Annotated in this window: 22 protein-coding genes, 1 tRNA gene and 1 pseudogene; 16 read left to right on the top strand and 8 right to left on the bottom strand. The window is 69.0% G+C overall.

The features are described from left to right. Window positions 1-100 precede the first annotated feature (100 nt). From ELQ90_RS02965 to ELQ90_RS16790, 4 genes are all read left to right on the top strand, one after another. Window positions 101-5440, top strand: a complete 5340-nt coding sequence (locus ELQ90_RS02965; protein ID WP_128493758.1) for a glycoside hydrolase domain-containing protein — start codon at window positions 101-103, stop codon at window positions 5438-5440. A gap of 132 nt (window positions 5441-5572) precedes the next feature. Continuing rightward, window positions 5573-5818: a heavy-metal-associated domain-containing protein gene (locus tag ELQ90_RS02970; RefSeq protein WP_128493759.1), complete on the top strand. Its 246-nt coding sequence runs from the start codon at window positions 5573-5575 to the stop codon at window positions 5816-5818. An 89-nt stretch (window positions 5819-5907) separates the two neighbouring features. Beyond that, window positions 5908-6219, top strand: a complete 312-nt coding sequence (locus tag ELQ90_RS02975) for an MmcQ/YjbR family DNA-binding protein (protein WP_243695970.1) — start codon at window positions 5908-5910, stop codon at window positions 6217-6219. 241 nt (window positions 6220-6460) lie between these two features. Continuing rightward, window positions 6461-6625 carry a VOC family protein gene (locus ELQ90_RS16790; protein WP_208020550.1) on the top strand — a complete coding sequence of 55 codons (165 nt, stop codon included), beginning with the start codon at window positions 6461-6463 and terminating at the stop codon, window positions 6623-6625. A 67-nt stretch (window positions 6626-6692) separates the two neighbouring features. Here the strand turns inward: ELQ90_RS16790 and ELQ90_RS02985 are convergent, their stop codons facing one another. The 4 genes from ELQ90_RS02985 to ELQ90_RS03000 form a co-directional block, all read right to left on the bottom strand. Then, on the bottom strand, window positions 6693-9764 hold the full coding sequence (locus tag ELQ90_RS02985) for a M14 family zinc carboxypeptidase (RefSeq protein ID WP_208020551.1): 3072 nt from the start codon (window positions 9762-9764) through the stop codon (window positions 6693-6695). 465 nt (window positions 9765-10229) lie between these two features. Beyond that, the gene (locus ELQ90_RS02990; protein WP_128493761.1) at window positions 10230-11492 is read right to left on the bottom strand and encodes an acyl-CoA dehydrogenase family protein; all 1263 of its coding nucleotides are present in this window, start codon (window positions 11490-11492) and stop codon (window positions 10230-10232) included. Between the two features lie 9 nt (window positions 11493-11501). After that, window positions 11502-12737, bottom strand: coding sequence for an acyl-CoA dehydrogenase family protein (locus ELQ90_RS02995; RefSeq protein ID WP_243695971.1), 1236 nt, complete (start codon window positions 12735-12737; stop codon window positions 11502-11504). A 1-nt stretch (window position 12738) separates the two neighbouring features. Beyond that, window positions 12739-14187 (bottom strand): LLM class flavin-dependent oxidoreductase, encoded by a 1449-nt coding sequence (locus tag ELQ90_RS03000; protein WP_128493763.1) that lies wholly within the window; start codon window positions 14185-14187, stop codon window positions 12739-12741. A 244-nt stretch (window positions 14188-14431) separates the two neighbouring features. Here ELQ90_RS03000 and ELQ90_RS03005 point away from each other — a divergent pair, with 244 nt between their 5' ends. The 3 genes from ELQ90_RS03005 (at window position 14432) to ELQ90_RS03015 (ending at window position 17713) form a co-directional block, all read left to right on the top strand. After that, window positions 14432-15775: an ABC transporter substrate-binding protein gene (locus ELQ90_RS03005; protein ID WP_128493764.1), complete on the top strand. Its 1344-nt coding sequence runs from the start codon at window positions 14432-14434 to the stop codon at window positions 15773-15775. Window positions 15776-15885: 110 nt separating this feature from the next. After that, window positions 15886-16725: a carbohydrate ABC transporter permease gene (locus tag ELQ90_RS03010; protein WP_243695972.1), complete on the top strand. Its 840-nt coding sequence runs from the start codon at window positions 15886-15888 to the stop codon at window positions 16723-16725. Continuing rightward, window positions 16718-17713 (top strand): carbohydrate ABC transporter permease, encoded by a 996-nt coding sequence (locus ELQ90_RS03015; RefSeq protein WP_243695973.1) that lies wholly within the window; start codon window positions 16718-16720, stop codon window positions 17711-17713. Before ELQ90_RS03010 ends, ELQ90_RS03015 begins: the two co-directional genes overlap by 8 nt. A gap of 57 nt (window positions 17714-17770) precedes the next feature. Here the strand turns inward: ELQ90_RS03015 and ELQ90_RS03020 are convergent, their stop codons facing one another. Next, window positions 17771-18745 carry an esterase/lipase family protein gene (locus tag ELQ90_RS03020; protein ID WP_128493766.1) on the bottom strand — a complete coding sequence of 325 codons (975 nt, stop codon included), beginning with the start codon at window positions 18743-18745 and terminating at the stop codon, window positions 17771-17773. Between the two features lie 221 nt (window positions 18746-18966). Here ELQ90_RS03020 and ELQ90_RS03025 point away from each other — a divergent pair. Then, a tRNA-Arg gene (locus ELQ90_RS03025) sits at window positions 18967-19039 on the top strand. A gap of 62 nt (window positions 19040-19101) precedes the next feature. Here ELQ90_RS03025 and ELQ90_RS17160 read toward each other — a convergent pair. Next, window positions 19102-19314: pseudogene (locus ELQ90_RS17160) on the bottom strand (helix-turn-helix domain-containing protein); the annotation flags it as partial. Window positions 19315-19396: 82 nt separating this feature from the next. On the opposite strand from ELQ90_RS17160, the gene ELQ90_RS16510 reads away from it, so the two are divergent. Together ELQ90_RS16510 and ELQ90_RS03035 are read left to right on the top strand one after the other, a co-directional pair. Then, a complete protein-coding gene (locus tag ELQ90_RS16510) occupies window positions 19397-19564 on the top strand; it encodes a type IV toxin-antitoxin system AbiEi family antitoxin domain-containing protein (RefSeq protein ID WP_166408785.1) in 168 nt (55 codons plus the stop codon). Beyond that, window positions 19561-20160: a helix-turn-helix domain-containing protein gene (locus tag ELQ90_RS03035; RefSeq protein WP_128493767.1), complete on the top strand. Its 600-nt coding sequence runs from the start codon at window positions 19561-19563 to the stop codon at window positions 20158-20160. Before ELQ90_RS16510 ends, ELQ90_RS03035 begins: the two co-directional genes overlap by 4 nt. Here the strand turns inward: ELQ90_RS03035 and ELQ90_RS03040 are convergent. Beyond that, complete coding sequence (locus ELQ90_RS03040) at window positions 20118-20312, bottom strand: hypothetical protein (protein WP_128493768.1); 195 nt, start codon at window positions 20310-20312, stop codon at window positions 20118-20120. The two genes, ELQ90_RS03035 and ELQ90_RS03040, sit on opposite strands and share 43 nt — an antisense overlap. A gap of 33 nt (window positions 20313-20345) precedes the next feature. Between ELQ90_RS03040 and ELQ90_RS16515 the strand changes: the two genes are divergently transcribed. The 3 genes from ELQ90_RS16515 (at window position 20346) to ELQ90_RS03050 (ending at window position 21131) form a co-directional block, all read left to right on the top strand. Beyond that, window positions 20346-20483: a hypothetical protein gene (locus ELQ90_RS16515; RefSeq protein ID WP_166408787.1), complete on the top strand. Its 138-nt coding sequence runs from the start codon at window positions 20346-20348 to the stop codon at window positions 20481-20483. A 3-nt stretch (window positions 20484-20486) separates the two neighbouring features. Next, complete coding sequence (locus ELQ90_RS03045) at window positions 20487-20798, top strand: hypothetical protein (protein ID WP_128493769.1); 312 nt, start codon at window positions 20487-20489, stop codon at window positions 20796-20798. A 132-nt stretch (window positions 20799-20930) separates the two neighbouring features. Then, a complete protein-coding gene (locus tag ELQ90_RS03050; protein ID WP_128493770.1) occupies window positions 20931-21131 on the top strand; it encodes a helix-turn-helix transcriptional regulator in 201 nt (66 codons plus the stop codon). Window positions 21132-21160: 29 nt separating this feature from the next. On the opposite strand, the gene ELQ90_RS03055 is transcribed toward ELQ90_RS03050, so the two are convergent. Continuing rightward, window positions 21161-21430 carry a hypothetical protein gene (locus ELQ90_RS03055; protein WP_128493771.1) on the bottom strand — a complete coding sequence of 90 codons (270 nt, stop codon included), beginning with the start codon at window positions 21428-21430 and terminating at the stop codon, window positions 21161-21163. 79 nt (window positions 21431-21509) lie between these two features. On the opposite strand from ELQ90_RS03055, the gene ELQ90_RS03060 reads away from it, so the two are divergent. From ELQ90_RS03060 to ELQ90_RS03070, 3 genes are all read left to right on the top strand, one after another. Next, window positions 21510-22205, top strand: a complete 696-nt coding sequence (locus ELQ90_RS03060) for an HNH endonuclease (RefSeq protein ID WP_128493772.1) — start codon at window positions 21510-21512, stop codon at window positions 22203-22205. A gap of 104 nt (window positions 22206-22309) precedes the next feature. After that, window positions 22310-22693, top strand: coding sequence for a hypothetical protein (locus ELQ90_RS03065; protein WP_128493773.1), 384 nt, complete (start codon window positions 22310-22312; stop codon window positions 22691-22693). Next, complete coding sequence (locus ELQ90_RS03070) at window positions 22638-24086, top strand: hypothetical protein (RefSeq protein WP_128493774.1); 1449 nt, start codon at window positions 22638-22640, stop codon at window positions 24084-24086. Before ELQ90_RS03065 ends, ELQ90_RS03070 begins: the two co-directional genes overlap by 56 nt. Window positions 24087-24163 lie beyond the last annotated feature (77 nt).

Here is a 24163-nt window from a genome sequence, read left to right on the forward strand (position 1 = left end):
GAACCGTCGGGGACCGGCTCACGCCGGTCCCCGACGGCCCTCGGGCGGAAGCCCCCCTCGCCGTGCCCTGCTCACAACACCCCCGGAGAACCCCACACGCATGTCGACGTCATCCCGTTCCCTCCGTCTCGTCGCCGGAGGACTGCTCGCCGCACTCCTCGGTTCCGGGATCGCGCCGGCCAGCGCCGCGACCGCCGTCGAGTCGACGGCCGCGGCCACCGATTTCACCGAACTCGTCAACTCCTTCGTGTCGACGGAGGACGACTTCGGCCAGGACATGCCCGGAGCATCGGCGCCGAGCTCGATCGTCAAGATCAACCCGATGACGACCCCGGGCCGCTCGCACAGCGGCTACGACTACGCCGAGGACCAGATCGCGGGCTTCACGCACACGAACCTCGACGGTGTCGGCGGCTCGGGTGGCGGCGGCGACCTGCTCGTCGTCCCCACCTACACTTCCTACTCGAGTGTGCCGACGACGGCGTCGTACGCGAAGGACTACAGTCACGACGCCGAGGAGGCCGAGCCCGGCTACTACGGCGTCGAGCTCGAGACCGACAAGGGCCCGATCCTCGCGGAGGCGACGACCGACGTCCGTACCGGCCAGGACCGCTTCACCTTCCCGCAGGCGGGAAAGGCCTCGCTCGTCGTCGACCTGCGCAACAACTTCACCCGCCGCAACGACGCGTCGCTCGACGTCGCGAAGCTCGGTGACGGTCGCGTGGCCCTCTCGGGAACGATCGGCGGCCACTTCAACGGCTACGACTACGCGATGTACTACTACGCGGAGACGACGACCGCCGTCGCCAACGCCCGTACCTGGGGAGCCTCCGGCACCCTCGGGACCGCGACGCACCAGGACGGCACCAACCTCGGCGCGATCCTCGACTTCGACGTGACGGCCGGACAGCAGGTGGGCCTCCGGGTCGCGGTCTCGCCGATCAGCGCAGCTCAGGCGAAGAGCGATCTCGCCGTCGAGATGGGCGACCGCACCTTCGAGGACGTCCGCGCGGACACGAAGGCCGACTGGAACGAGATCCTCGGGCGCCTCGCCGTCTCCGCCTCGGAGACGAGCGACCCCGACGGCGACCTCGCGAAGCTGTTCTACACGCACCTCTACCGCCTCTTCGGGCAGCCCGTGAATGCGACGAGCACGAGCGGCACCTACCGCGGGCTCGACGGTGAGATCTACGAGGCCGACGGCTACACGCACTACGACGGCTGGGGCACGTGGGACGACTTCCGCAAGTTCGAGGTCCTCGCGATCGGGTACCCCGAGGTCTTCCGCGACCAGGCGCAGTCGCTCGTCGATCTCTTCGGCACGTTCGCGAAGAGCGGCAAGAACTCCCTCTCGGGCGCCGTGCACTCCGTGCCGACCGTCCGCTTCGAGCGTGCGGTCGTCGTGATCGCGGACGCCGTCGCGAAGGGAGCGGAGCTGCGCGGGCTCGCGGATGCGTGGCCGGCGCTCGTCTCCCAGTCGGCCGGCGGCTACAGCAACCCCGACAACGTCAAGCGCGGCTACATCGCGAACGAGGTCGACGACACGCTCGGCGCAGCGTACGACGACACGGCGCTCGCGACGATCGCCGACGCGCTCGGGAAGACGGACGAGGCGCAGAGCTTCCGCTTGCGCGCGGCGAACTGGACGAACCTCTACAAGGACGACGCCGTGACCGTCGCCGACGGCGACACCGTCGGCCTCGTGTTCCCGAAGGACGCGAACGGCAACTGGGTGAACGCGAATCCGGAGGCGTTCGAAGCCGGCAACGTCTACCAGGGGACGCTGTGGCAGTACAACTGGACGGTCGCGAGCGACATGGGCGGCATGATCGACCTCATGGGCGGAGAGGACGAGACCCTCTCGGCGCTCAGCTTCATGTTCGGAGAGCAGGCGCCGAACGACGGCGGACGCATGCTGTTCTCGAGCGCGAACGAGACCGACCTGCAAGTGCCGTACCTCTTCAACTACGTTGGTGCGCCGTCGAAGACGCAGAAGTGGGTGCGCGACCTCTACACGAAGGAGACCTGGAACCGGTATATCGCGACCGGGTCGACGGGCGAGTATCCGACGAGCGGCGGGGAGTTCCGGCCGCCGATCAAGACGAAGGTCTACAAGAACGCCCCTCAGGGTTTCCTGCCCACGCAGGACAACGACACCGGTGCGATGTCGGCGACGTTCGTCGCCGCGGCGCTCGGCCTCTACCCGGTGCAGGCGGGCTCCGATGAATACCAGATCGGCACGCCGTTCTTCGAGAACGTGCACATCAGCTACGAGTCGGGCCGCTCGTTCGACATCAGCGCGAACGGCGTCTCGCCCGACGACTACTACATCCAGTCGGCCGCCCTCAACGGGCAGGACTTCGAGCGCACGTGGATCACGTACGACCAGCTCACGGCCGGTGGTGAACTCGCCTTCGAGATGGGCGACGACGCGTCCGACTGGGCGGCCGACGGTGTCGCGCCGTCGTCGCTGAGCGACGTGCTCCCGAGCTCGGTCTACGACAAGACGGGCGCGATCGCCGTCTCCTCTCGGCTGTTCTCCGAGTCCGATGCTTCTGACGGTTCCATCGGGAACGAGATCGCCCTGACGATCACCAATGGCACGTTCGCGGGCAAGAACGGCGACGACCTCGCCGCGAACGGTGGGATCTCCGCTGCGAACCTGCCCGCCGGGCTGAGCCTCGTGGCGAAGCGCACCGGTGACCGCGGCGTCGCCCTGTCCCTCGTCGGCCAGGCCGACGACCACGGCATACTCGACAGCATCGACGACCTCGAGCTGAGCATCGCCGATGCGGCGTTCAGTCGGAAGCCGTCGACCGGGTCGCGTGAATTCGCGTTCAAGGTCACGTTCGACGGTGCCGCGCTGCAGGCCGGGGACACGACGCTGACGGCGTCCGCCGACGGCACGGTCGACACGACGGTGGCGCTCACGCTGAGCGGTGCGACGTTCGCGGGAGCCGCGGGACGCGACCTCGTCGCGGACGGCGACCTCGCGGTGCCAGGACTTCCGGACGGGATCAGGGCGACGGCCGTGAAGCGGAACGACGAGACGGTCGATCTGCGACTGCTCGGCTCGCTCGGTGACGCCCAGCGGGCTCAGTTCGCCCTCGCCTTCACGGATGCGGCGCTCTCCGGAGTACGCGCCACGGAACTGAGCGGCGACGGCATCTCCGGACTCGGTACCTTCACGATCGCGGTGGACCAGCAGTGGCGCGCCAAGCTCACCGCCCTCGTCGAGGAGGCCGACCTCGTCGTGGAGGGTGGCTACACGGCCGGCTCGTTCGCGGTGTTCAGTTCGGCGCGAGACGCGGCGAAGGCCGTGCTCGCGGACGAGGAGGCGACGGACGAGCAGCTCCAGTCCGCCTACAGCACGCTGACCCGCGCGGCCGCGGCGCTCACGATCGCCGACCCGTCGGACGAGGTGCGCCTCGGCGACACGCTCTACGGCGAGGTCCTGTTCGACGACGACTTCTCGACGGATCGCTCGGCTGAGTACACGGTGTTCGGCGACGTGACCGAGTCCTCCGCGGACGTCTCCGTTGACACCGCAGCCGGCACCCTCACGGCCGAGGCCGACGGGCGCCGCTTCAGCCACGTCGCCCTTCCGGTGAGTGGCGGGGATGACTTCGCCCTCGTCGTCGAGCCGAAGAGCTTCGCCGGAACGAAGGCTCCGGAGGACAGTCTCTTCATCGGTCTCACCGACGGGCCCACGAACCGCGCGCACAGCTGGTTCAACAACACGCGCGCCGAGACCGGCATGGACTTCTGGGTCGACGGTCAGGGCAAGGACAGCGGTGCCGGTTCGCTCACAGGAGTGCAGTGGAACCCCGGCGACCGGTTCGCGACCGTCGTCGCCGACGGCGTGATCACGTCGTGGATGGAGGAGGACGGCTCCTGGCGGAAGCTCCGCTCGGGTGTCCTCACCTCCGCCGTGACCGTCGAGCAGCTCGCCGCATGGGATCCCACCCTGAGCCTCCGACTCGACACGGGAACGATCGAGATCGACCGGGTCACGCTCCTCGCGGCGACCGAGGCCGCTCCGGTCGAGCCGGTACGGATCGAGGCCGAGGGCTTCACGGGCTCGAGCGGCGGGACGCTCGTGGCGGAGGGCGCGAGCCCGTCGGGCAACGTCGGTGGCACGTACGACGGCGGTCGACTGACCTACGCGGACGTGGACTTCGGCGCCGGGGAACAGAGCACGCTCACGGTTCGCACGTCCACCCGGGATGAGCGCGTCGGCGCGAACCCCCGTCTCGAGTTCTACCTCGACGAGCCGACCGAGGCGAACAGGGTCGCTGACGTCGCGCTGCCGAAGACCGGCGGCTGGGGCAACTACGTGACCACGACGGTCGATCTCGAGAAGCCCGTCTCCGGACGTCACACACTGGTCGTCGTGATGCACTCCGACCCCGTTGCCGGGCAGCAGTACCAGTACGTCTCCAACCTGGACTGGTTCGAGTTCGCGCCCGCCGAGGGCGAGGTGACGCCGGCGGACCTCACGGAGCTGCTGGCTGCCATCGCGGACGCGCAGACGGTGGTGGAGCAGGAGGAGCGGTACATCGCGATCGACTTCGCCGCGTTCCGCCGGGCACTCGAGGCCGCCGAGGACGTGGCGGCGACGCCGGAGGTGCGCCAGGACGAGGTCGACGCGGCGCTGCGGATCTTGACCGCTGCGACCGATCAACTCGAGTGGAAGGTCGTGCGTCAGCTCCCGGGGCTCATCTCGGAAGCGGGGGCGATCGACACGGCGCCGTACACGCCCGAATCCGTCGCGGCCCTCGTCGCTGCGATCGAGACGGCGCGCGCGGTCGAGGACGGCGCATCGTACGAGACGTACGTCGGTGCGTTCGACGGGCTCCGCGCGGCGATCGACGGGCTGACCGAGCCGACGGACCCGACCGATCCCACGGACCCGACGGATCCGCCCACCGATCCGACCGACCCGCCGACGGACCCGACGGATCCGCCCACCGATCCGACCGACCCCGGAGCGCCTTCGTTCACGCCGGCCGCTCCGGCCGAGACGGGTGACGAGTTGCCCGACGCCTTCCAGGACCGCATCACGGTGACGGTCTCCGGTCGAGTCGCGACGCTCGGCGGGCTCGAGCCGGACGCGTGGCACTACGTCTACGTATACTCGACGCCCACGGCGCTCGGGTGGGTGCACGCCGACGCAGAGGGCAGCGCGACCGTCACGCTCCCGTCGGGCCTCGAGGCGGGCGAGCACCGCATCGCCGTGCTCGACGCCGGGGGCGACCTGCTGGGCTGGGCCGAGTTCACGCTCGCTGCCGGGCCGGGCGGCGGGCAGGACGGCGACGGACTCGCCGTCACGGGTGCCGATGGGGCCGTGATCTGGTCGGCCGGTGCGCTCGCGTTCCTCCTCCTGGCGCTCGGGGCGGCCGTCGTGGTCGCGCGTCGTCGGAGCAGCGCCACCCTCTGATCACCAGCGGACGACGCCGCCCCCGAGCGCCAGGCGCGTTCGGGGGCGGCGTTGCTCGGGGGCGGACGTCAGCGTATCGTGGATACCCCACCCGGGTACTCGTTCGAGTGCCCCCGAACCAAGAGGTGCATCATGAGCTCCACCGCCGATTCCGCTTCGCCCGTGCACGAGCAGTACCTCGTCTCGGGTATGACGTGCGAACACTGCGTGCACGCGGTCACCGAGGAGATCTCCGCGATCGACGGCGTCCAGAGCGTGGACGTCGAGCTGCACAACGGCGGCGTCTCCCGCGTCGATGTCGTCAGCACCCGACCCCTCGCGTCGACGGACGTCGAGGCCGCGATCCTCGAGGCGGGTTACTCGCTCGCGAGCGCCTGACCCAAAGGGCTACACCCGCACGAGGGCTCTAGGTAGACGTAGCGCCCTGGGTACCGGACTGTCGCCCTCGGCGAGGGAGCGTGCACCCGGTGATCTTCGTCACGCTCGGCTCCTCGATGGACCGGCCGCATTCGCTGGTCGTGAAGCCCGACGTCGAGGAGCGGAGGGCGCTTCTCGAGCTGCCCCGCGTCTTCGTTCCGCCGTACTTCGGGCCCGCCGGCTGGATCGGTATCGACGTCGATGAGTCGCCGAGGACCGATTGGACCGTCATCGCCGAGCTCATCGATGCGTCGTATCGCCAGGTCGCACTCAAACGGCAGGTCGCGGCGCTCGACGCGCACCCCGTCGTCGCGTCGATGTCACCGACTGCCGCGGCGGGTCACCCTGCGTCGGGTAATTGACTACTCACCTGTTCGAGGAGGAACGCATGGGCAATCCGATCGTGCACGTCGACATCATCGGGCCCGACCCGGATGCGCTGCGCCACTTCTATAGAAAGCTGTTCGGCTGGGATGCCGACGCTGGGGCCCCGTCGCACACGAGATCTCCGACCCGGGCGCGTACTCCTTCATCGAGCCGGGAGCGGGCGCCGCAGCCGTTCCGGCGGGGGTCGGTGGTGGTCCGTCCTTCTCTTCCCGCGCGATGTTCTACGCCGGGGTCACGGACGTCGACGTCGCCCTCACGACCGCTGAGCGACTCGGCGGGAGACGACTCCTCGGACCGGCGCTCAACGCGAAGGGCGGAGTGATCGTCGGTCACTTCGAGGACCCGGCGGGCAACGTCGTCGGGGTCGCCGCCCCGGCCTAGATCGGGCCGGGAACGACGATGAGGGCGCCACCCGATCCGGGTGGCGCCCTCATGTGCGTCGGTGCGGTTACTCCGCGGCGGTGTTCCGCATGCGCTTCGCGACCACGAGGCACGCGCCGAGCAGGAGGAGCGCACCCGCGAGGCCGATGAGCGGGAGCGGGTCGTTCGCACCCGTCACTGCGACGTCGTCACCCGGAGCGGCCGGGCCGGCGCCGTCGGGATCGGTCGTGCCGGGCTCGTCCGTGCCCGGCTGCTCGCCCGGCTCCTCGCCCGGGACCTCGAGGGCGAGGATCGTGATGTCGTCCCAGCCGATGAGGGCGCCGGCTGCGTCCTCGACGGCGACGCGGTGGAGCTCCGCCGTCGTGTCGGCGGGGATGACGACCCCGAAGGTGCCCTCGGCCGAGACCGTGCGCGTACCGAGTCCGACGGGCTCCGAGAAGAGCGTCGTCGTGAGGTCCTGGCCCGCGAATGATGCGTCGACGGTCACCGTGATGGTGTCGCCGGCGGTCGCCGTCTCCGGCACGCTCACGCCGGTCTTCGTCTCGTCCGTCAGGTCGTCCTCGGTGATCGGCGGCACGACCGCGGTCCCCGGGCCGCCGGCCCAGTAGAGCGCGCGGGCGATATCACCGAACGCTCCGACCGGGTGGTTGCGGAACGTCGGTGAGGTGCCGAACAGGAAGTATCGGTTGCCCGCAGCCGTCTCGGCGGAGACCGCCGAGGGCTTCCCGGCAGCGTCGGCCTGCGCGCGACCGGCGGAGGCCGCCCAGTGGCCCGACACGAACGGGTCGGCCGCGTAGGACTGCTCGACCGTGACGCCCTCGCCGAGTCCCGTGAACCACGTCGCAGGGTAGATGAACGCCGTGTCCTGGGCGCTCGGCGCGAAGAGGCTGCCCTCGGGAGTGTCGACGCGCACGATGCCATTCGAGCCGCTCGTGCCCGTGGTCGCCGTGAGCTGCGCGAGCCCGTTGGTCGCACCGAACGTCGCGCCGCCGCTTCCGCGCGCCACGACGTCGCCGCCGCGCGCGAGGAAGGCTGTGAGCGCCGCGGCACCGTTCGCCTGCGCCGGGGAGAAGGACAGGTTGCCGCCGAGGAAGAGCACGTCGAGAGTGGTGAGGTCCACGGCTCCCGACGTGATGAGCGCGGCGCTCACGAGCACGGGCTCGTCGAATCCGAGCTTGAGGAGCGCGTCGCGGTCGTCCGTCGTCGTGTATCCGACGCGGAGCGAGCGCAGCGACGTCGTGGATTCGTCGCGGAGGGCCAGCCCGTCGGTCGCGGCGAAGTCGACGCCGAAGAGCTCGGCGGCCTCCTCGGCGGCGGCGCGACTCGCCGCATCCTTCCCGAGGACGACCGTGCCGTCGTCGAGCTGCGAGAGCGGGATCCCCGCATCGAGCAGCGCCGTGATCGCCTGCCATTCGGCCGTGCCGCTCGGCTCGAGCGAGAGGTAGGGGCCGACCTCGGCGACGGAACCCCCGAGGTCGGCGGTCGTCACCGGCTCGACGGCGACCGAGAGGGCCGGGTCGGTCGTGTTGCCTACCGAGACGACGTCGGCACCCCAGAGGAGCGAGAGGCTCCACGCGGAGATGTCGTACATGCTGTCGATCCGGTCCGAGATGTCGGTGCCGTCGGCGAGCAGCACGTTCGCGAGCCCACGCAGCGGCTGGTGCATGTCCACGAGGAACGTCCCGGCCCCGTAGGTCGTGCCGCCCGCCGTGAAGGGCGCGGTGGCGCGCGTCACCTCGATGTCGTTGACGAGGAGCTGCTCGACGAGCTGCTCGGCGTCGGAGCGCGAGCGCTGCGAGCCGTCGACGGGGATGACGTAGGCGCGCGGGAACGTCGCGTTGTAGATGTCGGTCTCGTCCCAGATGTCGGTCCACTCGGTGGGGACGCCGGGCTCGAGGTCCTCGGGAGCGACGTCCGCGGGGATGGGGGTCTGCTCGGCGCCCGTGATGCCGCGCTCGAAGATCTCCATCTGGTTCTCGAGCAGCGGGTCGCGGTTCTCGACCACGTAGTCGATGATCGAGTCGATGACGACCTCGGCCACCTCGGTGTCGACGGCGGAGTTGAACTGGTTCTGCGCCGGGTTGTTGTTCACGCGGCCGAGCGGGAGCTCGACGGTGTTCGTGATCGCGCCCTGGTAGGCGACGTACTGCGGCGCGAAGATCGGGGGCCAGTCGTCCCAGCCGGAGCGGATGTCGCGATAGGGGATGAGGATCTTGCCGGTGTTCTCCGTCGTCGGGTTGCCCGCGCCGTCGTCGTACGTGTTGCCGGGGATGTCCGCGGCGGCGACGGCTTCCTCGACCGCGAGAGCGGCGGAGTAGGCGTGCGGCAGGAAGAGGTCGTACTCGTAGTTCTCGCCGTGGGGCGGACCGCACGGCTCGACCTGGAGGATGCCGGTGTAGCCGTGGATGTCGACGAAGTACGTGGGCTGGATGAGGCCCGTGATGTCGCGGAGGGCCGTCGTCGTGTTGGTCGCGTTCGTGATGAAGTCGCGGTTCGGGTCGTAGCCGTTCGCGGTGGCGCGAGTGCCGTTGAAGCGGCCGTCGGGATTCGCCGTGACCGTGAAGTAGAGGCGCGTGGTGTCGAGGAGGTCGGCGACCTCGGGCTCGTCGGCGGTCTCGACGAGCTGCTCGATGTAGTTCATCGTCGCGTCGGTGCCCTCCCACTCGTTGCCGTGGATGTTCGCGTTGAACCAGATCGGCAGCTTGTAGCCCTCGGCGATCGCGGCGTCTTGAGCTGCCGCGGTGGGGGCGTGCTTGATCGCGTCCCGCCAGGCGGTCTGCTGCGCGGTCTCGGTCGCGGACTCCGGAGCGGTCACGGTGACGAGGTAGAGGTCTCGACCCTGCTCCGACTTCCCGATGACCTGGGCGGAGACGTAGTCGCTCTCCGCCATGAGGTCGTTGAGGGCCGGCGCGATGTCGGCGAAGGGCAGTGCGCCGCGAGCGATCGAGGCGTCGGCGGCGTCGGCAGGCACCTCCGTGAGGGTCGGTTGCACCGGGTAGCTCGTGGGGAAGGCGACGCCGCCGTCGGTGCGGACGATGGGAAGGGATGGAGCGTCGAGGACGCCCTCAGCGGCGGTTGCCGCTGGGGCGGAGAGGAACACGGCCGTTGCGGCAACGATGACGCTGCTCGCTCCGGCCACGACACGATTGACCACGAAGGCTTCTCCGTTTCGAAGGCGCGATGGAACGACGGGACGACGCACTCGGACGTCGATGGATGCGCCGACGGCGGTGCGTTCGGTGGCCGGGATGGCCGGAGGGAGGCTGTGTGCTCAACCTATGGAGGCTTTGTTTCGCCGGTGTGTCAGTCGCGTGACCCGGCATTCACGGAGGTGCCCCCAGAACGAGGGGTGAGGTGGTGGATGCGTGCGTTACGGGGGTCGAGCATGGGCGATCCGTTGCTTCTCGCGCGCCGATCGTGAATCGATAGCGCGTCGTCCGGTCGGTCTCGGAGCGCGGTCCGAGGGTGGGCGTTCGTCCTCTGGTCCGCTCGTTCAGCGTGCGCCCGTCGGCCCTACTGCGGCTCGAGGGCTGCAGTTTCGTGTCGAGGGCGCCCCTTGTACGTGTAGCCCTCGAACGGCAGTAGCCCCTTCGGGGTGGGGGGGTCAGGGAGAGGGGTTCGTGGGGGCGGTGCCGATGTTCCAGATGAAGGGCGGCGGCATGCCGTTGATCGACCAGTCGCCCACGATGCGCGCCTTGTAGATCACCGGGTTGTGCGAGGCCACCGTGCGGGCGTTGCGCCAGTGCCGGTCGAGGCCTCTCGCTCGGCTCGTCGCCGAGGCGCCGAGCGTGTTGAAGACGAGTGTTGCGGCGCGCGGGACCGATTCCGAGAGCACGACCTGCGCTTGAGCCGAACGGATCTCCGCGAGCACGTTCGCAGCGACGTCCTCCTCGCTGTCGCGCAGGTGCGTCGTGTCGGCGGCCGCCTGCACGGCCTCCGCGACACCGCGCACGAGGGCGACGGCCGTGTACGCGACGGACGAGATCTCGCCGACGACGGCCTGGATCTGCGCATCGTCGCGCACGAGTGACGCGACCCCATGGCTGTAGACGCGCGTCCGCTCACGGATCGCAAGGGCCGTATCCCGTTCGGCGGCCGCCGCGATCCCCGCCAGCACGGCGAGCAGGACGAGCTGGTAGAGCGCCGTCTGGTAGCGGAACCTGTCGTCGAAGAGCGAGACGTGCGCGTCCTCGACCTCGGCATCGGTGAAGACGATGGTGCCCGTCCCCGTGAGCTGCTGGCCGAATCCGTCCCAGTCGTCCGAGATCGCGACGCCCGGCTGCCGCGTCCGCACGAGCACCGTCACGGACTCGCCGTCGCGGTCGGCCGTCACGTCGGTCCAGTCCGCGAAGATGCTGCCCGTCGTGTAGAACTTGCGGCCGTTGAGCACCCAGCGGTCGCCCCGTCGCTCGAGGCGCGTCTGCGACGACCCGAGGGCGCCGTTGCCCGTCTCGCTCCACGCGTTGCCGACGATCTCGCCGGCGGCGAAGCGCCGCAACCACGCGTCGCGCTCGCCCCCGGGGACCGCCTGCAGTCGGTCCTCGACGAACGCGATGTGACCGCGGAAGATCTGCGGGAGGTTCGCGTCGGCGGCGCCGAGCTCGACGAGGACCTCGGCCAGCTCGGGGATCGTGAGGCCGTCGCCGCCGAAGTCGGTCGGTACCCGTAGGCGTCCGAAGCCCGCGTCGACCAACCAGCGCACGGGCTCGAACGGGAGCACGTGCTCCCGCTCACGCGCGATGGCACCGTCGGCGATGCGCGCGAACACGGGCCGCAGCCGCGCGAGCACCTCGTCGAGTGCCTTCGGGCTGCTGCGCCCTTCGAGAAGATTCGGAGCCGTGGGGCTGGTCGTCGTCGTGTGCGTCATCGGGAGTCCCTATGTGTAGAGCGAGATCGGTTGGAGTTCGCCGTTGAGCACGTACGCGCCCACCTCGAGCTTCTTGTAGTCGACGGGGTCGTGGAGGGAGTGCGTGCGCACGTTCCGCCAGAACAGGTCGAGGCCCGTCGACGACTTCGCCGAGCTCGATCCCGTGATCTCGAAGATGCGGTTCGCGACCTCGATGCCGACCTCGGTCGAGACGACCTTGAGCTTCGCGATCTCGATCGCGATCTCGCCACGGATCTCCGCCGTCACGTCGTCGCCGAGCGCGATGACCTCGTCGAACGCGCGACCGGCGCGATCGGCGAGCGCCTCGACCGCGGCGATCTTCGACGCGAACTCGCCGACCACGCGCTGCACGAACGGGTCGTCGCGGTATGTGTCGGCCGTGCTCAGGAACCAGGCCGCCGGTCGGGCACGCGTGAGGTCGAGTCCCTGCGCGAGTGCCCCCTCCGCGACCCCGAGGTAGAGGTTCCCGAAAGCGAGTTGGATACCCGGGGTGATGAGGGTCGAGAACGGCTCATCCGTTCCGATGCCGAGGACGTCGTCGGGCGTCACGACGACGTCGGTGAACCGCACGGAGCCGCTTGCCGAGAGGCGCTGTCCGAGCGCATCCCAGTCGCCGAGGTACGTCACGCCGTCACGGTCGTGATCGAGCGCGAAGAAGAGGAAACGTCCGTCGAGCTCTCCGCCCCTCACGATCGCGTTGACGAGCACGACGTCTCCCGCCGATGCCCCCGTCGAGAACCGCTTGAGCCCGTTGAGACGGTACCCGTCGCCGTCGGGAACGAGCTCGAGGTTCGGGTCGGTCGGGTTGACCGAGTCGCCCCAGATCCAGCGCCCCTCGACGGTCCGCCGGTACCAGTCGGCGCGCTTCGCCGCGTCGGTGTTGAAGCCGATGTTGCCCGAGTTGATGTAGTGGTATGCCAGGATCTGGGCGATCGACGCGTCCGTCCGTGACAGGATGCGGACGGCGAGGAACGCCGACTCCCAGTGGCCGCCTCCGCCGCCGAACTCCGCGGGGTCGAGGAGGTTCACGAGGCCGCTGTCGCGGAGGAGGTCGAGCTCCGTCGTCGGGTCGAGGTTCGCGCGGTCCCGGGCGAGGGCGTCCTCGCCGAGTGTCGCCGCGACGCTTTCGGCGACGCCGCGCCAGTGCGCGAGTTCCTCGCGTGAGGCGGTGCCGCTCCACGGGGAGCGGGTCGTGTCGATCGTCTGCGTCGTCGTGTCCGTCACGTCAGGCTCCTTGCGGTTCGAGGTCGGCTGCCGAGCCGAAGAGGGAAGGGGCGGTATCGTCGGCCGCGCTGGGACCGTCGGCGAACGCGCCGCGGTAGGCATGCGCAGGGTGCCACGCCGGCACGTCGGGCGAGCCGGTGCCGTTGAGCCGGCCGCGCAGCGTCCCCTCGGGGTACTCGTCCCACACGCGGCCACGGCGGCGCAGCTCGGGGATGAGGAGCTCGACGACGTCCTCGAAGGTGCCGGGGGTCACGACGTAGGCGAGGTTGAACCCGTCGATGCCGCCCACCTCGATCCACCGCTCGAGCTCGTCGGCGACTGTCGCCGCGCTGCCGACGATCACGGGACCGATGCCCCCGATGCCGACGTAGTGCGCGATGTCGCGTGGCGTCCACTTCCGCTCGGGGTCGTACTGCGTGAAGATCGCGAGGGCCGATCGTGCGGCGTCGGTGTCGACGTACGTGAGCGGGACGTCGGGGTCGTACTGCGAGAGGTCGAGTCCCGACCAGCCGCCGTAGAGGGCGAGGGCGCCGTCGAGACTCACGTACGGGCGGTAGGAGTCGTACTTCTGCTGCGCCTCCTCGTCCGTGTCCGCCACGATCACCGTCGCGAGGGTGAGGATCTTGACGCTGTCGCGCGGACGACCGATCTGTTCGGCGCGGTCGCGGATGTCGTCGGTGATGCGTCGCGTCAACTCCGGCTTGAGTCCGTTGATGAAGATGGCCTCGCCGTGCTTCGCGGCGAACTCGCGACCGCGCGACGACGCCCCCGCCTGGAAGATGACCGGTGTGCGCTGGGGGCTCGGCTCCGACAAGTGGACCCCCGGCACCTGGAAGTGCTCGCCGACGTGGCCGATCGGGTGCACCTTCGTCGGGTCCGTGTAGACGCCGCGCTCACGATCGATCACGACCGCGTCGTCCTCCCACGACCCCTCCCACAGCTTGTAGGTGACGTCGAGGAACTCGTCGCCGATGCCGTAGCGGTCGTCGTGCCCGATCTGCGTGCCGAGGCCGAGGTTGCGGGCCGCCGAGTCGAGATACGAGGTGACGACGTTCCAGCCGACCCGGCCCTTCGTGAAGTGGTCGAGCGTGGAGAAGCGGCGCGCCAGCGCGTAGGGCAGCTCGTACGTCGAGGCGACGGTGACTCCGAAGCCGAGGTGCTCGGTGGCGTGGGCCATGGCGGAGACCTGCACGATGGGATCGCCGACGGGGATCTGCGCGGAGTCCTCGAGCGCCGTCGCGGCGGAGTGCCGGTAGACGTCGTAGACGCCGACCACGTCGGCGATGAAGAGCGCGTCGAAGGTGCCGCGCTCGAGCAGCTTCGCGAGATCGACCCAGTAGTCGAGCGAGTTGTACCGGTGCGCCTGGTTGTCGGGATGCTTCCACAGGCCGGGGGCCTGGTGGGTGACGCAGCTCATGTCGAACGCGTTGAGGATGATGCGCGATGCCATCTGGCTCTGCTCCGCTTCCTGATCGGGCGCCCCGGGGGGCCGTGGTCCGCCGACGCTACCGAAGCCGTCGGGCGCCCCGGAAGGGCCGTCGACACACGGCGAAACGTTCGGAGGACACACTTCGTCACACCGTGTCGTCGTCTTACGTCGGGCCTTCCGTCGGGTGTCGACCACTCCTACATTTCGAGGAGCCGCCCGGTCGTCGGGCTACCAGCACCCTCCCTCAGCACACCAGGAGACCACCATGACCAGCACCCGATCCCCGTTCGGACGCCGCAGCCGCGGCGCCGCGTTCGTCGCCGGAGCCGCCGCCGTGGCAATGACACTCTCCGCGTGCGCGGGAGGGGCGGCGAGCGGCGCGAACGCCGACGGTGACTTCAGCGGCGAGGAACTGACCGTCCTCCTCATCTCCTCGCACGAGGGCGCCTCCGAGTGGCTCTCCACGGAGTTCGAGAAGAAGACCGGGGCGAAGATCAATCCGGTCATCGTCCCCTACGACGAGATCGGGTCGAAGCTCGCGCTCGACCAGCAGTCGGGAGCGAACACGATCGACGTCGCAGCGCCCTGGTACGTCTCCCTCGGCGATCTCGCCGCCGACGGCGCCATCCAGGACCTCACCGAGTGGGTCGACGGCGACGACGACATCGACGTCGACGACTTCATCCCCTCGATCTGGGAGCCGTACAGCCAGGTCGACGGCAAGACCTACGGACTGCCGTTCGACGGTGACACCCACGTCCTCTTCTACAACACGGAGATCCTGGCGCGGAACGGCTTCGACGCTCCGCCCGCGACGTGGGACGAGTACCTCGAGCAGACGAAGACCATCACCGAGAACGAGAGCGCCAACGGCGTCTACGGCGCGGCGATCTTCGGTCAGAAGTCGCCTCTCATCCTCGGTGCGAGCTTCGCCAACCGGCTCGCGGGCTTCGGCGGGGAATTCCTCGACGAGAGCGGCGAGCCCACGATCAACACCCCGGAGGCGGTCGCCGCGGCACAGGCTCTCGTGGACGTGAACGACTACGCGCTGCCGACTCCGGCCGAGACCGACTTCGGCGCCGGCAACAGCGCCTGGTTCGCGGGCAAGGTCGGCTTCATCGAGAACTGGACCGACCTCGGCGTCCGGTCGCAGGACCCGGAGAGCGGCTCCGAGGTCGTCGACCAGTGGGGTGTCACGTTCCTCCCGACGGGTGGCGACAACACCGCATCGCGCGCGTCGCTCGTCGCCGGGTTCAGCTGGGTCATCGCCGCGAACACGCAGAAGACGGAGCTCGCCCAGGAGTTCATCGAGTGGGCCGCGTCGAGCGAGGTCAACGCGAAGCTGCTGACGGAGCTGCCGCCGACGGGGATCGATCCGAACCGCATCTTGTCGCTCGAGGACGAGACCTACGGCACCGAGTTCCCCGAGATCCAGGAGGCGAACCGGGCGACGCTCGACGGTGCGCTCGCCTGGCCGACCGGCGAGAACTCGACGGAAGCCGCGCAGGTCCTCACCGATGAACTCGCCAAGCTGCTGGCGGGCGAAGGCGGCACGGCCCAGGAGACCCTCGACCGGGTGCAGGCCGAGTGGGAAGACCTCTTCGGGTGACGGAGTCGGCCACGCGCCCTTCGACAGGCTCAGGGAGTGAACATTCCGGTAGTCGGGATCGTCCTGCAGAACGCAGCCGCTCCCGCACCACCTGGCCGCGCCGCGTCTTCGTGACGCCCGCGATCCTGACGCTCGTCGTCCTCGGGGCGTACCCGCTCGTCTTCATCGCCCTCGCCGCTGTCACCGAATCGAGCCTCGGTCGGCCGTTCCAGGAGCTCGTCGGAACGGCGACGGTCGAGGACGTGCTCGGGGACGCCGACGTCGTCGCGTCCCTCGTCCGCGGCGTCGTCTACGCGGTCCTCGTCGCGCTCGTGAGCGTCGTCCTCGGCGTCACGACGGCGGTCGCGCTCTGGCGATCGGTGCGGGCAGGCTCGGTCACGCGCACGCTCCTACTCCTGCCGATGATCACGCCGCCCGTCGTGGTGGGCATCCTCTGGAAGCTCGTCTTCAATCCGTCGGGCGGACTCGTCGACACGGCGCTGCGGTTCGTCCTCCCCGGCGCCGACCCCGTGTCGGTGCTGTCGTACCCCGTCCTCGCCTTCGCCGGGATCGCCCTCGCCGACGTGTGGGAGTGGACGCCGCTCATCGTCCTCCTCGTGTTCGCCGCCCTCATCGGGCAGGACACGGAGGTGGGGGAGGCCGCGGCACTCGACGGCGCTCACGGCTTCCGGCTCTTCTCGAGCATCACGCTCCCCGCGATCGCCGGCACGATCGGTGCGGCCTTCCTCATCCGCCTCGTGCTCGCCTTCAAGGTGTTCGACCTCGTCTACATCATGACGTCGGGCGGGCCAGGGCAAGCGACGACCCTGCCCGCCTATGTGATCTGGCAAGCGGCCCTGCAGCAGTTCGACGTCGGCCGAGCGGCCGTCATCACCCTCCTGCTCGCCGCCGTCGTCACGATCGTGACGCTGCCCGTCGTGGCCATCACCCGGAGGCTCCACAATGACTGACGCGTTCCCGTTGCGCCTCGCTGCGGCCCCGCACACGGCATCGACGGCCACGGTTCCGCCGCCGTCCGCTCCCACAGCGTCCGGCGACGGGTCGTCGAATCGAGCGACGACACACTCGACCTCGACCTCGACCTCGACCTCGACCTCGCGCTGGCGATCCGGCGGACGGCGGCGTCGCACGAGCGGTCGATCGGTGACCGCGAGCGTGTGGGTGGTGCTGTCGTTGCTCGCGGCGCTCGTCCCGCTCGCCTACCTCGTGTCGGTGTCGCTCATGAGTCAGGGGCAGATCTCCGCCGGATCGCTCGTACCGACACCGCCGGATTGGGGCAACTGGACTGCTGCGCTGACGGAGACGGGTCTTCCCCGCGCCGTGCTGAACTCGGTGATCGGGTCGCTCGGCGGCGCCGTCCTGACGCTCGTGTTCGCGCTCCCCGCCGCGTGGGCGATGGCGCGCCACCGTACCGGGGGCCGATCACTCGCCGGTCTCGTCCTGAGCCCGTGGCTGCTGCCGCCGATCGTGGCGATCGTCCCGCTCTTCACCCTGTTGCGGGTCCTGAGCCTCAACAACACGCTCGTCGGGCTCACCGTCGTGTACGCGTTCGCGAACACCGCCGTCGCGATCTGGCTCCTGGAGGGGTTCGTCCGACGGCTTCCGGTCGAACTCGACGAGGCGGCTCAGCTCGACGGCGCCGGGGAGTGGCGGGTGCTCGTGAGCGTCGTGACGCCGCTGCTGACTCCCGCTCTCGTTGCTGTGGGCGTGATTGTGGCGGTGCTCAACTACAACGAGTTCCTGTTCGCGACGTTCCTCACGCAGGGACCGGACGCGCAGACCGTGCCGGTGGTGCTCTCGCTGCTCCTCGGTGAGCGGGTGCAGGATTTCGGCAAGATCGCCGCGGCGTCGCTCATCGGTGTCGTCCCCGTCTTCGCCGCGGCGGTGTTCCTGCAACGACGATTGGTCACGGGCCTGACCGCCGGCGCGGTCAAGTGACGTGGTCGCGGGTGTGTTCCCCGGGGGACACACCCGCGACCAGGCGGCGCCGGGTGGTCAGCAGGTCGGCGTGACCGCCGTCGTGGGGTCGAGTGCATTCAGGATGAGTCGCGACGCGACGCCGTCGTACGGCAGGCTGTCGTGGATCGTGACGTTGCCTGGGCACGCATCCTGCACCGTTCGGTTGACGACACCGTCTCCCGTGAGGAAGGCGCTCGTGTGGGGCACGACGACCTGGTCGACGGTGCTCGCGATGACCTCGTAGCGCACACCGGGAACGGTGTCGGGCCACGCCGCCATGGTCGTCAGGAAGTTCGACCCCGCTCGCTGCTGCGAGCACGCGGCGCACACGAAGGCGGTCCATCCGTAGCCCTGATCGAGGGAGTCGAGGAGCGAGTAGGACGCCGTGCTCGTGCCGTGGCTCGACGGGGCCAGAGCGACCAGCTGATCCACGTCCGCCCCTCCGCCGAGGGGACCGAGGTAGTAACGGGCCATGAGCCCTCCCTGCGAGAAGCCGACGAGGTCGACCCTGCCCGCACCGGTCGCCTGGCGCACGCTCGACACGAACATCTGCAACTGCGCCGCGCTCGTCGGGATGTCGCGGATGCCCTTCGTGGGGATGCTGCGGTACCCGCCGTAGTCGAGGGCGAAGACGCAATAACCCTGGTCGGCGAGCTGGGGAGCGAGCTGCGACCAGCTTCGCCGCGAACTGTCGAACGTGCCGTGCACGAGGACGACCGGCTCGGGATGCGCCGCCGACGGGGTGCACGAGAAGTCGTTGGAGCCCGCGGGTGAGATCGCCGGCAGCACGCGCTCGACAGCGTTCGGAAGGATGACGGGAGAGGACGCGACCGCTTGAGCGCGGGTGCGTTCGCCGGTGCGCTGCGGTTCGGTCCAGGCGTCGGACGTCGACTGGAGGTCGGGGTACGCGTCGAGTGCCGAGGCGGGGGAGGCGGCGACGATGCCGGCGCCCGTGACGGCCAGGGTGAGGGCCGCCGAGGAGGCGATCCTGCGGAAGGTGGACACTTTCATGGGTGGTGGTCTCCGATCGTCGGGGCGGCCTGGCGGCCGACTCGCGTCGAAGCCTAGGGAAGCGAGTGCTCCTCACGTTCGAGTTGTCCACGGAAAGCCCCACGCGGCGGATCGTGTCCGGTCGTCCCCTTGACTCCCGCCTCGATTGGCGTCCCGACGCGTGTGCCTGATAGGCTCTATCTCGGTCTGCGGGCGGGAAATCGTCTCGACAGCCGACAACTGCGCCCGTAGCTCAACGGATAGAGCATCTGACTACGGATCAGAAGGTTGGGGGTTCGAATCCCTCCGGGCGCACACTGGTTGAGACAGTAGAAGGTTCGGCCCCGTCCTCGGACGGGGCCTACGTCAACGCCGGACGCCTCAGCCCACCCAAGCAGGTAGAGCCGGCGTGGCTCGCGGAAGCCCGATTCGTAGTTCGAGATTGTCTGTCGAGACATACCGGCCTTCGCCGCGAACGCAGCCTGGTCGAGCCCCGTGAGCTCGCGCGCCTTCCGCAGCCGATCCGCCACCGTGAACTCGGGGACGACGCCCCGTGCGCTAATCATCGTCATAGCGTCATCGTCCCACATTTGGTTGCAGAGCGACAACTTCGTACGACACGCCCATACGTAGTCAAATGACAACCGTGTAATTCATGTCTATCGTAGGCACGTGACTACGACCGGGCCCTACCTCACCACGGCGCAGCTTGCTGCCGCGCGGGGAGTGACGAAACAGGCAATCAGCAAGGCCGTGCGCGAGGAGCGCCTCGAGCCGGCGATCGTGCTCCGCAATGGCTACTACCTGTTCAACCCCGACGAGCTCGAGGGCGACGAGTGAGCGTCGAGTCAATGGCGATCGCGCTCAACCACTCGCAGACGAGCGGCACGGCCAAGCTCGTCCTCATCGGGATCGCGAATCACGACGGCGACGGCGGCTCGTGGCCCTCGGTCGCCACTCTCGCTCGCTACGCCGGCGTGACGCCGCGCAACGTGCAGAAGGCCATTGACGTCCTCGTGAAGCTCGGAGAGGTCAAGCGGCTGGCCAATCAGGGCGGTACTCACCGTACGCCCGACCATGCACGACCGAACCTCTATCGGTTCGAGCTCAAGTGCCCGCCGACGTGCGATCGATCGAGCGCTCACCGGACCCGCGAGCCGCTGCCGGGACTCGAGTTCTCCACAGGGGTGTCGCTTCCGACAGGGGGTGTCGCTTCCGACAGGGGAGGGGTGTCGCGAGCGACACCCGAACCGTCCTCCAACCACCCCTACTCATCTAGAGAAGAAACTTACGTACCTGAACGCGGGCGCGAGGCAGAGTCGGACGCCTACGGCGCGACCCCTAGAGCCGCTAGCGCGTCTACCGGATGCACGCACCGCATGGTGACGGATCGTCACTGCGAGATGGGCTGCCCGCCCCTCGAGGCACGCTCGTGAGCGCGCTGCTCGTCGGAGTGCTTCCGGAGAGCCGACAGCACCGCGCCGCGGATGATCGCCCACGACACCCACAAGCTCACGATGAGCGCCAACAGACCCCCCACCACGGAAGCCAGCAGGACGGACACGGACGGGGCGAGGTCACCAAACATGCTCCCACCGTAACGACCGGGAAGCAGGAGCACATGACCCGCAAACGAGCCACCTACCAGCCCACTCGCGTCCAGAACGCGCCGATGAGGACACAGGTGGCCGTCTCGGTCCTGTTCGTCACCATCGCCGCGCTCGTGAGCGCGCTCATCTCACTCACGATCGGAGTTTGAACCGTGTACGCCACCACCCCGGACACCCGCACGCCCCGCGAGCTCGCGGAAGAGCTCAACGCGATGCGCCACGACATGCTCGACGCCGCCGACCGCGCCGAGCTCGTGACCGACCACGAGGAGCGCCTACGAGCAGCCACTCAGGTCGCATTCGTCGCCACGCTCGCATTCGCCGGCAACCCCGACTACATCGCGCTCGCGCTGTCCTGGCTCGACGCCGGCCGGCGGATGCTGAGCGTCTGGGAAACCCGCGATATGGACGCCGTGCACGCTTCTCGCCTCGCCCGCCGAGAGAGCTCGGAGGCCGCCCAGTGAACCACGAAGCGATGCCCCCGGAGCTCGCGTGGATCGCCGGCGGCGTGTTTACCGTCGCGTGGCTCGTCCTACGAGCTCGTGACGCCCGCCGACACCTCGACGTGATGATCCAGTGGGGCAAGGGGGCCGACGATGGCGAATAGCACGCTCGCAACGCCCGACGAGGTGGCCGCGTGGCTCCAGGTCACCACCGAACGCCTCGCCAAGCTTCGCAAGACCGGCCGCGGGCCTCACTTCATCAAGATCGGCCGCGAGGTGCGATACGCGTGGAAGGACGTTCACGCATGGTGCCTACAGACGCGCACCAGTAGAACGCCGGGAGCGACGAAGTGACGATCGAGCGGAGTTGCGTGCGGTCGCCCCTAGAGGTTGTTCTTGAGCCACTGGGTCAATTCGTCGCTCAACCCGCGCCAGGCGGCAGGGTGGCCAAGCTCCACGACGAGGATCTTGTCGTTCGCGTCCAGGTACGCCGATGCATCGTTGCGAACCGCGACGGCCGTCTTAGTGGTCACGATCACCCACACGCTCTTGAGGGGATGAGCCCACGTGCCGTAGGACTTCATGTGCTCAATGAGCTTCGAATAGTCCTGTCCCGGTCTGGACAGGTCGTAAGAGACCAGGTACTTCGTCATGGGTGCCTCCAAGGGTCGGGTCTGTTGAGTATCCCAATGCGGGCACTCAGCGTCCACCACGTCTTCGAGGCTGCACCGAATGGCCGGTAACCGCGGCGGCCGCGCCTCGCAGCGCATGACCCAACTCGTGCTCGAGACGTACGGGCGCGAGTGTCACCTCAGGCTCAAGGGATGCACACGGGTCGCGACGACGAAGGATCACGTCGTGCCCTACTCGCACGGTGGCGCCGACGTCCTCGAGAACTACCGGCCGGCGTGCAAGCCGTGCAACTCGAAGCGTCAGAACCGCGTGATGGGCGGCTACGGCGCGTCCATCGTCGTCGTCATCGGGCCGCCCGCATCGGGCAAGTCCACATACGTGCTCGAGCACGCGCGAGCTCACGACGTCGTGATCGATATGGACGCGATCGCGCGCGCACTCATGCCCGTGCAGCCGGACGCCACCCACACCTACCCCGAGCACGTGCGACACGTCGCCATCAAGGCTCGACAGGCTGCCGTACACGCGGCCACCCGTCTCAAGGAGCGCATCACCGTGTGGCTCATCCACGCCATCCCGCGCCCCGATGACCTCGCGGACTACAAGCGGCTCGGGTGGCAGATCATCATCATCGACCCCGGCCGCGAGGTGGTCGAGTCTCGAGCTCGCACGATGAGGCCGCCCATCATGCAACAGCACGTGGCCCGGTGGTACGCGACCTACGGCGCGCCGGTGATCGAGCCTCGCCCCATGCCGGTCGCCTCGAGCTCGAGCTCGTCGGAACCGGATTGGTGAGCCGATGACGACCCCCAAATTTCCGACGAGCTCGCGGCGGAAGCCCCGCGTCCACCGTCCCCCTCTCCCCAATCCGGCTCAGAAAAGAAAAAAGGTACGCCCTGATGAGCGCTGAAATCGAGCTCCCTGGCCTCGAAAAAACGGCCGATTCTCGTGTGGTTCACGGCGGATTCGGTGTCGGAGCCACGGAAGCCGAGACGCGGGCCGCGATTGCCGAGCTCGAGGACGAATCCGGCCCGCTCACCGGCCCGAAACGCACCATCAAGCAGCTATGCATCTCGCTCGCCCAGTCGATCGATAAGGGCAACAACAAGGGGCGCGCGATCGCGAACGAGGCCGCGCAACTCTTCGCGATGATGCAGCAACTCGCGCCACCCGAGACGGAACAGATCGATGATTCCCACCTGTCGCCCGAACTGAGAAGGCTGCTCGATGCGTTTGCTGCTCCCGCCCAACTTGACCCCGCCCCGGAAGGTCACCCCGCGTAACTACGACCGGGCGACGCACGGTGCGAAGGTCGCCGCGGTGGCCGCCGAGATGGGCCAGCCGCTGTTGCCCTGGCAACGCTACGTGTGCGACGTCGCCCTCGAGGTGGATTCGTTCGGGCTGTTCGTCTACTCCACCGTGCTCATCACTGTGCAGCGCCAGGCCGGCAAGACCACCCTCGACCTCGCCGCCGGCGTTCAGAACATGCTCATGGGACCAAAGCGACGGGCGTGGTACACCGCGCAGAGCGGAGGGCACGCCACAGAGAAGTTCCTCGAGATGGCCGACACCTGGGAGGCATCCAACATCAAAGCGCTTGCGCCTCACACACGCCGGTCCAACGGCTCCGCGGCACTCGGGTTCGTCAACGGCTCGACCATCCGACCGTTCCCGCCGCTCGAGGGCGCTCTCGACGGCAAGCAGTCCGACCGGACGACGATGGATGAGCTCTGGTTCCACACCGCGGCGCAATACTCGCTCATGCGGCAGAGCTACGGCCCGACCCAGACGACGCGACGCATGGTGACCGGACAGCGGCCGCAAAACTGGTTGCTCTCGACGGAAGGCACGATCGAGAGCACCGCACTCAACATGCTGCTCGAGGAAGCCCGGTCGGACACCCCCGACCCCTCAACGGCATTCTTCGACTGGGGCCTCGAGCCCGACGACGACCCCGACGACCTCGACCGCGTGCTTGCGCGTCACCCCGGAGCCGGCTACCTGCTCGAGCTCACCGACCTCGAAGGATTCCGCGCCCAGTTCGCGGACTCTCCCGGCGAGTTCGCGCGCGCGTTTGGCAACCGCAGGACCGGAGCCACCGAGCGCGTCATCCCCGCGCCCGCGTGGACGGCCGCGCAGTGGAACGGCGACGCGCCGGCCCCCGGTCCCATCTGCTTCGGAGCGGCCCACGGCGTTGACGGCGTGGACACCACCATCACCGCGACCGAGCTCTACGGGGCCGGCACACTCACCGCCGTGGTGAAGGACGGCCACGGCCCCGGCACCACGTGGGCTCTCGACCGCCTCAAGGAGCTCCAAGCGAAGTACCCCGCGGCCGCGTTCGCGATCGACAAGTACGGCCCCTCCGCGTCGCTCCACGACGCCGCAGAGCGCGCCGAACTCCGCCTCGTGCCGATCGGGGCCGGCGACGTCGTGGCGGCCACGCAGAACACGTTCGCGGGCATCACGCACCCCACCGAGCCGACGTGGCGCTACAAGCCGCACCCCGCGCTCGACCGGGCGGCCGAGCTCGCCACCAAGCGATTCACCGGGGACGGCACGTGGCTGTTCGGCCGGCGCGCATCAGTCGGATCGATCAGCGCCCTCGAGGCCGGCAACCTCGGATCGTACGGCATCCACCACATGCCACCCGTGCGCGCAATGCAACTCGCATAGCCGGCCCTCAGCGGCCCCGAACGGCCCTCAGTGGCCGCGAACGTACCGCGAGGTTTGGGAAGCCGGGAGAGCGCCCC

This window comes from Labedella phragmitis, from assembly GCF_004078635.1.
Lineage (GTDB): Bacteria > Actinomycetota > Actinomycetes > Actinomycetales > Microbacteriaceae > Labedella > Labedella phragmitis.

Coding starts and splice junctions, on each gene's coding strand:
- ELQ90_RS02965 (WP_128493758.1), top strand. CDS start 101: ATGTCGACGTCATCCCGTTCCCTCCGTCTCGTCGCCGGAGGACTGCTC.
- ELQ90_RS02970 (WP_128493759.1), top strand. CDS start 5,573: ATGAGCTCCACCGCCGATTCCGCTTCGCCCGTGCACGAGCAGTACCTC.
- ELQ90_RS16790 (WP_208020550.1), top strand. CDS start 6,461: ATGTTCTACGCCGGGGTCACGGACGTCGACGTCGCCCTCACGACCGCT.
- ELQ90_RS02990 (WP_128493761.1), bottom strand. CDS start 11,492: ATGACGCACACGACGACGACCAGCCCCACGGCTCCGAATCTTCTCGAA.
- ELQ90_RS03000 (WP_128493763.1), bottom strand. CDS start 14,187: ATGGCATCGCGCATCATCCTCAACGCGTTCGACATGAGCTGCGTCACC.
- ELQ90_RS03005 (WP_128493764.1), top strand. CDS start 14,432: ATGACCAGCACCCGATCCCCGTTCGGACGCCGCAGCCGCGGCGCCGCG.
- ELQ90_RS03015 (WP_243695973.1), top strand. CDS start 16,718: ATGACTGACGCGTTCCCGTTGCGCCTCGCTGCGGCCCCGCACACGGCA.
- ELQ90_RS03020 (WP_128493766.1), bottom strand. CDS start 18,745: ATGAAAGTGTCCACCTTCCGCAGGATCGCCTCCTCGGCGGCCCTCACC.
- ELQ90_RS03040 (WP_128493768.1), bottom strand. CDS start 20,312: ATGTTTGGTGACCTCGCCCCGTCCGTGTCCGTCCTGCTGGCTTCCGTG.
- ELQ90_RS16515 (WP_166408787.1), top strand. CDS start 20,346: ATGACCCGCAAACGAGCCACCTACCAGCCCACTCGCGTCCAGAACGCG.
- ELQ90_RS03050 (WP_128493770.1), top strand. CDS start 20,931: ATGGCGAATAGCACGCTCGCAACGCCCGACGAGGTGGCCGCGTGGCTC.
- ELQ90_RS03055 (WP_128493771.1), bottom strand. CDS start 21,430: ATGACGAAGTACCTGGTCTCTTACGACCTGTCCAGACCGGGACAGGAC.
- ELQ90_RS03060 (WP_128493772.1), top strand. CDS start 21,510: ATGGCCGGTAACCGCGGCGGCCGCGCCTCGCAGCGCATGACCCAACTC.
- ELQ90_RS03065 (WP_128493773.1), top strand. CDS start 22,310: ATGAGCGCTGAAATCGAGCTCCCTGGCCTCGAAAAAACGGCCGATTCT.
- ELQ90_RS03070 (WP_128493774.1), top strand. CDS start 22,638: ATGCGTTTGCTGCTCCCGCCCAACTTGACCCCGCCCCGGAAGGTCACC.